Consider the following 7,550-nt stretch of genomic DNA (forward strand, 5'->3'; position numbering starts at 1 on the left):
TCACTCGATGATCGAGGCGACGACGCCGGCGCCGACGGTGCGGCCGCCTTCACGGATGGCGAAGCGCAGCTTCTCCTCCATGGCGATCGGCACGATCAGATGCACGTCCACCGAGATGTTGTCGCCCGGCATCACCATTTCGGTGCCTTCGGGCAGCGTCACCACGCCAGTCACGTCCGTGGTGCGGAAGTAGAACTGAGGACGGTAGTTGGTGAAGAACGGCGTATGACGGCCGCCTTCTTCCTTGGTCAGGATGTAGGCTTCGGCCTTGAACTTGGTGTGCGGCTTCACCGAACCCGGCTTGCACACAACCTGGCCACGCTCCACGTCCTCGCGCTTCGTGCCGCGCAGCAGCACGCCGACGTTGTCGCCCGCCTGCCCCTGGTCCAGCAGCTTGCGGAACATCTCGATGCCGGTCACGGTCGTCTTCACCGTCGGGCGGATGCCCACGATCTCGACTTCCTCGCCGACCTTCACGATGCCGCGCTCGACGCGGCCGGTCACCACCGTGCCGCGGCCCGAGATCGAGAACACGTCCTCGATCGGCATCAGGAACGGCTGGTCAACCGGACGCTCCGGCTGCGGGATGTAGCGGTCGACTTCCGCCATCAGCTTCAGCACCGCCTCGGTGCCCAGCTCCGGCGACTTGTTCTCAAGCGCCATCAGCGCCGAGCCGCGCACGATCGGGATGTCGTCGCCGGGGAAGTCGTACTTGGACAGCAGCTCGCGCACTTCCAGCTCGACCAGCTCCAGCAGTTCCGGATCGTCGACCATGTCGCACTTGTTCAGGAACACCACCAGCGCCGGAACGCCGACCTGGCGCGCCAGAAGGATGTGCTCGCGGGTCTGCGGCATCGGGCCGTCGGCCGCCGACACCACCAGGATCGCGCCGTCCATCTGCGCCGCGCCGGTGATCATGTTCTTCACATAGTCGGCGTGACCGGGGCAGTCCACGTGCGCATAGTGGCGGTTCGCGGTCTCGTACTCGACGTGCGCCGTCGAGATCGTGATGCCGCGCGCCTTCTCTTCAGGCGCCTTGTCGATCTGGTCGTACGCCGTGAACGTCGCCCCGCCAGACGTCTCCGCCAGCACCTTCGTGATCGCGGCCGTCAGAGACGTCTTGCCGTGGTCAACGTGCCCGATGGTGCCGATGTTGCAGTGCGGCTTGTTACGTTCAAACTTAGCTTTGGCCATCGTTCTCTCTCAGTCCTTCGGGCGACCGGCGGGCCGCGAAAAAAGCCGCCGTGGGATAGGGGGTTTCTGGGAAGATCGCAAGTGCCTGCGCAACAGTGCCCGCGCGACACGTGCCCACGCGAGAGCCTGCGCGACGCACTGGCCGGCACCGTTCCTCAGCAGCCGCGCGGCAGCGGCGGAGCTGGAGCGGGTGAAGGGAATCGAACCCTCGTCATCAGCTTGGAAGGCTGTTGCTCTACCATTGAGCTACACCCGCGCGACGCACGATGCTGCGCTCTTCAATCCGACGACGGGTGGTGGAGGGGGTTGGATTTGAACCAACGTAGGCAGAGCCAACGGATTTACAGTCCGTCCCCTTTAACCACTCGGGCACCCCTCCACATCCGGGCCCGTCGTCATTCCTGCTTGGCAAGAGCCGGGCGGGAATACAAGCATTTGCCTTGTGCCAGCCAAGCCGGCCGAGGGGAATGGGCACGCCCCGCCCCCTCAAGGCCCGGTTTTATGTGAGGCGCCCTTCCACAAGTCAACCCCGGAAGATAAGTGCCCGTCCGCCCCTGTGGATCGTGCCCGCCGCCGATGGCCCGGCATGACGCCGCAAGGCCCGGTTCCGCTGGCCCCGCGGGCCGGCGGCGCTATGCTGGGAATTCATCGCCGCTGCCGGATCGCGCCATGCTCCCCCCTCTGCCACGCCCTCTTCCCGCCCCGATCACGTCGGCCGTGCCGCGGTCCGTGCGACGCCGACGCTGGATCCCCTTCGCCCAGGCGCTGCTGGGCGCGGCGCTGCTCGCCGCGAGCCCCGTCCGCGCGGCCGAGCTCAAGGTGCTGACCTCCGGCGCGTTCAAGCCGGTGGTCGCCGAGATCGCCGGGCGATTCGCGGCGGACACCGGCACCGTCGTCACGCTCGACAACGACACCGCCGGCGCCCTCGCCCGCCGGGTGGAGGGCGGCGAGACGTTCGACGTGCTGATCCTCACCCCCGGCGCCCTCGCCGAATTGCAGAAGGCCGGCAAGGTCGGGCCGGGCGCCATCGCGCCGCTGGCCAAGGTGGGCATCGGCGTGGCGGTGAAGGCCGGCGCGCCCAAGCCGGACATCGCGACGCCCGACGCCTTCCGGCAGGCCCTGCTTTCGGCCCACCGCGTGGCGATGATCGACCCGGCGGCGGGCGGATCAAGCGGCATCTATCTCGCCGGACTGTTCGCGCGCATGGGCATCGCCGATGCGATCAAGGCCAAGGCGGTGCTGGTGCCGGGCGGGCTGGTGGCGACCCGGCTCGTCTCCGGCGAGGCGGACCTCGCCATCCACCAGATCAGCGAGATCCTCGCGGTGAAGGGGGCCGATCTGGTCGGCCCGCTGCCGGCGGCGATCCAGAATTACACCATCTATGCCGGCGCTCTGGCTCCCCGGCCGGCCGATCCCCAGGCTGCCGCCGCCTTCCTCGCCCGGCTCGCCGGCCCGGACGCCGCGCCCGTCCTCGCCGCCAAGGGCATGCAGCCCGCCGCGCCCTGAGCCCCGAGCCTCCGAGCCCCTGCCCTGCCCGCGTGGTCGCGCCTCTTGCGCGGCGGGCACGGGTCTGACAAAGCCTTGCCCATGTCTGACCGTCCCGACCGCCCGCCCTTCCGCAGCGCCAACCGCCCGTTCGGCGGCAAGGGCGGCGCGCGCCCCTTCCCGCCCAAGCGCCGGAGCGGCGGCGGGCGCCCGCCGGCCTGGGAAGGCGAGAACGATGTCGCCCTGCTCTACGGCTGGCACACGGTGAGCGAGGCGCTGGCCAATCCCAAGCGCAAGTTCCGCAAGATCCTGGCCACCGAGAACGCGGCCCACCGCCTCCAGGAGGAAGGCTTCCCCCTTCCCGTGGCGCCCGAGATCGTCCGCCCGTCCGAGATCGACAAGCTGCTCGGGGCGGACGCGGTGCACCAGGGCCTGCTGGCGGAAGCCGACCACCTGCCCTCCCCGCCGCTGAAGAAGGTGGCCAAGCACGACCTCGTGCTGGTGCTCGACCAGATCACCGACCCGCACAACGTGGGCGCCATCGTGCGCTCGGCGGCGGCGTTCGCGGTCGGCGCCATCGTCACCACCGCCCGCCACAGCCCGGTGGCCACCGGCGTGCTCGCCAAGAGCGCCTCCGGCGGGCTGGAGCACGTGCCGTTCTGCCTCGTCACCAACCTCGCCCGCGCGCTGGAGGAACTGAAGGAGGCTGGCATGCTGGTGGTCGGGCTCGACAGCGAAGGGCCGGCGGACCTGGAAGACACGCCCATGCGCGCGCCCATGGCCCTGGTGCTGGGCGCCGAGGGCAAGGGCCTGCGCCAGCTCACCCGCGAGACCTGCGACGTGCTCGCCCGCATCGACCTGCCCGGCGCCATCAAGAGCCTGAACGTCTCGAACGCCGCGGCGCTGTCCCTGGGCATGGCGCGCCGGGCGATCAAGCGGAACGCGTGAGCGCACGCCCCGCCTTCGCCGGCGATCAATAGCCAAGTAAAAACCGGCCCGGCGGCGGCAGCTTCATTGTCCGCAATACGTTTTGCGCGCCGCAACTCAGCATCTCGCAGTTGCACCTAAGACCATTGACCAATCGAAAGCCGATCCAACCTCGGTCATCCTGTGTTCAAGGCGCGGTCTGCGCCCGGATCGGCTCATCCGCGCACAAGACGCGGAACGGACGACACCGCCGGAGGAAAAGCCCATTCCCTCGCGTCCTGGCGGCGCGGGGCCGGACCCTATCCCCACAGGTGCGTCAGCCCCCGGAGCGAACGGCCTGTGTCTCCTCGTCCGTTCGCGGCTTGAGGGGCGTCCGAATAGTGGGAGGAGCAACAATGTCAGTTACGACCGCCAGTCCGGCTGCGGCCCATGCGCCGATGACGCGCGAGGAGAAGAAGGTCATCTTCGCCTCGTCTCTCGGCACCGTGTTCGAGTGGTACGACTTCTATCTCTACGGGTCGCTCGCGGCGATTATCGGCGCGCAGTTCTTCAGCGCCTATCCGCCGGCCACGCGCGACATCTTCGCGCTGCTGGCCTTTGCCGCCGGCTTCCTGGTCCGCCCGTTCGGCGCCATCGTGTTCGGCCGCGTCGGCGATCTCGTCGGCCGCAAGTATACCTTCCTTATCACCATCCTCATCATGGGCCTGTCGACCTTCATCGTCGGCATCCTGCCCAATGCCGCCACCATCGGCATCGCAGCCCCGGTCATCCTCATCGTGCTGCGCCTGCTCCAGGGCCTGGCGCTGGGCGGCGAGTACGGCGGCGCGGCGACCTATGTGGCCGAGCATGCCCCGCATGGCCGCCGCGGCTTCTACACCTCGTGGATCCAGACCACGGCGACGCTCGGCCTGTTCCTGTCGCTGATCGTCATCCTGTTCACCCGCTCCATCGTCGGCGAGCCGGCGTTCGCGGCCTGGGGCTGGCGCGTGCCCTTCATGGTGTCCATCGCCCTGCTCGGCGTGTCCGTCTGGATCCGCCTCCAGCTCAATGAATCCCCCGCCTTCAAGCGGATGAAGGAAGAGGGCACCACCTCCAAGGCGCCGCTCTCGGAGGCCTTCGGCCAGTGGGGCAACCTCAAGATCGTGCTGCTGGCGCTGTTCGGCCTCGTCGCCGGCCAGGGCGTCGTCTGGTACACGGGCCAGTTCTATGCCCTGTTCTTCCTGCAATCGATCCTCAAGGTCGACGGCTACACCTCCAACCTGCTGATCGCCTGGTCGCTGCTGTTCGGCACCGGCTTCTTCGTGTTCTTCGGCTGGCTGTCCGACAAGATCGGCCGCAAGCCCATCATCCTGGCCGGCTGCCTGATCGCCGCGGCGAGCTACTTCCCGCTGTTCAACGCCATCACCACCTACGCCAACCCGGCGCTGGAGCAGGCGATCAAGAACGTGCGGGTAACCGTCGTCGCCTCCCCCGGCGAATGCGGCAGCCTGTTCAACCCGGTCGGCACCCGCATCTACAGCGCCCCGTGCGACGTGGCCCGCGACTTCCTGGCCAAGTCCTCGGTGAAGTACAGCACCGAGACCGGCCCGGCGGGTTCCGCCACGGCGCTGAAGATCAACGACGCGGTCATCCCGTATGGTCCCGACTTCGCCAAGACCGCCACGGCGGCCTTGCAGGCGGCGGGCTATCCGAGCGCGGCGACGAACAAGGACGTGATCAAGATGTCGCATCCGTTCGACATCTTCCAGCCGCGGGTCGCGGCGGTCATCGGCCTGCTGTTCGTGCTGGTGCTGTTCGTGACCATGGTCTACGGGCCGATCGCGGCGGCGCTGGTGGAACTGTTCCCCACCCGCATCCGCTACACCTCCATGTCGCTGCCCTATCACATCGGCAACGGCTGGTTCGGCGGCCTGCTGCCGGCCACCGCCTTCGCCATGGTGGCGGCCACCGGCGACATCTACTACGGCCTCTGGTACCCGATCGTGATCGCGCTGGGCACCTTCGTCATCGGCCTCCTGTTCGTGCCCGAGACCAAGGATCGCGACCTCGAGAACTGGCACTGAGCCTGCCCCCTCCGGCCCCCGGGCCGGAGGAACCCGCTCAATGCTGTCAGCCGAGGCTGCGGCGACCGAGGCACAAAGGAGAACGGCCCCGCACCCGCGGGGCCGTTTCATTTTGGTCGGGCACCTTGAGGCGGCAGCCCTCGAACTGGCGATCTCGCCTCCCCCGCACCCTCTTCCGCCCGCCGCCAGCCGCCAGCCGACCGTGCCGCCCGGGAGCGACCGCGCCGACGGCCGGCGGCGCTCTCCACACCCCCCATCTTGTTCGGCCTCCCGGCCGCTGATACATGCAGGGACCCGGGCCGTGAGGTCCCGTAGCGGTTTGGACCGGGCCGGTTTAGCTCAGCGGTAGAGCAGCGGTTTTGTAAACCGAAGGTCGGGGGTTCAATCCCCTCAACCGGCACCATACCCGTCACCGTCCGCCAGGATTCCGGTACCCACCAGGAGTAGCCACCGAAAGCCCCCGTCGCCGCGGCGTGGTGTGACACGCAGGATCAGGTGTCATCTAGGGACGGTGGTGGGATTAGGTGGGATTTGCCGGGAATGGGCGGGAAAGCCTTGCGGTGAAACGTCTCCCGGCGGGAATCCCCGTGATCGTTGATCGGCGGGGCGCGCAGGATCAGATGTCACCAGCGCGCGTTTGGGCGAGGCGCGCAAGATCGGATGTCACCTCCGCGCCGCCGCCTTCCAACTGAGCCGGCTGAAGATATCCCCACACGGATCGCGAGTGCGCAGGAGCCTAGCGGCCCGCCAACCCTTATGGCTTGAGCGTTGCCGCAACTGCAAGGCGGCGCCGAATAACATCGCTTGCGTATCAATGCGTTAGCGGCATCCGGATACAAACAGGCATTCGACGATCTCGGCTAGAGCGTCGATGATGGTTGCGACAATGGCCTCCTTTACGAGCATCAGGCCGAGCGTTTGCCGGTGCCAGGTTCTTCTGTCGCCAACTTGAGGCGTCGCTTAAGCCGTTTGATCATCAGTTCCAGTTGTTCTGGATATTCGTCCGGCCCCTCGGCTGCGCTGAATACGTCGGCGAGCACCTCCGCAGATACGTGGCCAAGTCGAACCTCGGGAAGATTGATCCCAAGTTCTTTGTGGGTGCGAACAACCGCCTCAACGAGCCGGCCCATAAATTCCGGATCGACGTGATGCAGGGATACGTTGTCGCTTCTGCGCATATTGCCCTGCCCCGTCATGAGCCAGGAGAGGTCGTAGCCGAGCGCTGCAAGCTTCTGCAACGTCGCCCAACTAGGGGTGCCCTTCCCCTTTTCGTATTCACGCCAAGCGTTTTCGCCGATCCCCAAGCGATCTGACATCGCCTTCGGTGTGGCGGCACCGGCGTCGACGCGAATTTGCGCGAATCTTGCACCGATATCAGCGCCGGTCACAGCATTTCTCCATAGCCGTGACGGTGGAAGGGGGTGCTTGAAATCGCGGTCACACCCAGCTCAATCCATTGGGATTCAAGTATTTTGAGCGTCCTACCCTCGGCGAACGATCGAGCCGCAGGCGTGACGCTGATTTTAGCGTTGATCGACGCTGAAATTAGTGTCATCTTGACTCCATCGTGAACGCACTCGCGCTCTCATCCGTGTGCGCAATGCCCCGAAAAAACCGGCTCTGGCAGGAGCCGGCTTCCGAGGAGTTCAACATGACCAAGTCGGCGCCTGTCGTGTGGGACAGGCACGCGATCCGGGCCGAGGTGCATCGGCGCGAGACCACTTTGACGGCAATCGCCCTCGCAGCCGGTCTCGACCAATCGGCCTGCCGCTCCGCTCTCGTCCGCCGTCACCTGGCAGGCGAGAAAGCCTTGGCCGATTTCCTCGGAATCGCTCCCGAGAAGATCTGGCCCGAGCGGTACGCCAAGCCGTCACCCTGGGC

At 67.0% G+C, this 7,550-nt stretch carries 7 protein-coding genes and 3 tRNA genes; 5 read left to right on the forward strand and 5 right to left on the reverse strand.

All coding sequences use genetic code 11. The annotated features are described in order from the left end of the window. The 3 genes from tuf to YU1_RS0125025 all read right to left on the reverse strand — a co-directional run bounded on the left by tuf (position 1) and on the right by YU1_RS0125025 (position 1,573). Positions 1-1,194 carry an elongation factor Tu gene (gene tuf / locus YU1_RS0125015; RefSeq protein WP_029006392.1) on the reverse strand — a complete coding sequence of 398 codons (1,194 nt, stop codon included), beginning with the start codon at positions 1,192-1,194 and terminating at the stop codon, positions 1-3. A 182-nt stretch (positions 1,195-1,376) separates the two neighbouring features. Then, positions 1,377-1,450 (reverse strand) — tRNA-Gly (locus YU1_RS0125020). A gap of 38 nt (positions 1,451-1,488) precedes the next feature. After that, a tRNA-Tyr gene (locus YU1_RS0125025) sits at positions 1,489-1,573 on the reverse strand. 350 nt (positions 1,574-1,923) lie between these two features. On the opposite strand from YU1_RS0125025, the gene YU1_RS0125030 reads away from it, so the two are divergent. The 4 genes from YU1_RS0125030 (at position 1,924) to YU1_RS0125045 (ending at position 6,072) form a co-directional block, all read left to right on the forward strand. Then, on the forward strand, positions 1,924-2,700 hold the full coding sequence (locus tag YU1_RS0125030) for a substrate-binding domain-containing protein (RefSeq protein WP_029006393.1): 777 nt from the start codon (positions 1,924-1,926) through the stop codon (positions 2,698-2,700). Positions 2,701-2,781: 81 nt separating this feature from the next. Next, on the forward strand, positions 2,782-3,627 hold the full coding sequence (gene rlmB, locus YU1_RS0125035) for a 23S rRNA (guanosine(2251)-2'-O)-methyltransferase RlmB (protein WP_051357345.1): 846 nt from the start codon (positions 2,782-2,784) through the stop codon (positions 3,625-3,627). A gap of 374 nt (positions 3,628-4,001) precedes the next feature. Beyond that, complete coding sequence (locus YU1_RS0125040; RefSeq protein WP_029006395.1) at positions 4,002-5,669, forward strand: MFS transporter; 1,668 nt, start codon at positions 4,002-4,004, stop codon at positions 5,667-5,669. 328 nt (positions 5,670-5,997) lie between these two features. After that, positions 5,998-6,072, forward strand: a tRNA-Thr gene (locus tag YU1_RS0125045). Positions 6,073-6,574: 502 nt separating this feature from the next. On the opposite strand, the gene YU1_RS33745 is transcribed toward YU1_RS0125045, so the two are convergent. Both YU1_RS33745 and YU1_RS34255 read right to left on the reverse strand, forming a co-directional pair. After that, entirely contained in the window at positions 6,575-7,057 is a 483-nt protein-coding gene (locus YU1_RS33745; RefSeq protein ID WP_029006396.1) for a helix-turn-helix domain-containing protein, read from the reverse strand. Beyond that, positions 7,054-7,224: a hypothetical protein gene (locus YU1_RS34255; protein ID WP_210163768.1), complete on the reverse strand. Its 171-nt coding sequence runs from the start codon at positions 7,222-7,224 to the stop codon at positions 7,054-7,056. The genes YU1_RS33745 and YU1_RS34255 overlap by 4 nt, the downstream gene beginning before the upstream one ends. A 96-nt stretch (positions 7,225-7,320) precedes the next feature. Here YU1_RS34255 and YU1_RS0125055 point away from each other — a divergent pair. Beyond that, positions 7,321-7,550: helix-turn-helix domain-containing protein (locus YU1_RS0125055; RefSeq protein WP_051356556.1), on the forward strand; the 230-nt coding region annotated here is incomplete at its 3' end.

Source organism: Azorhizobium doebereinerae UFLA1-100, assembly GCF_000473085.1.
GTDB classification, from domain to species: Bacteria; Pseudomonadota; Alphaproteobacteria; order Rhizobiales; family Xanthobacteraceae; genus Azorhizobium; species Azorhizobium doebereinerae.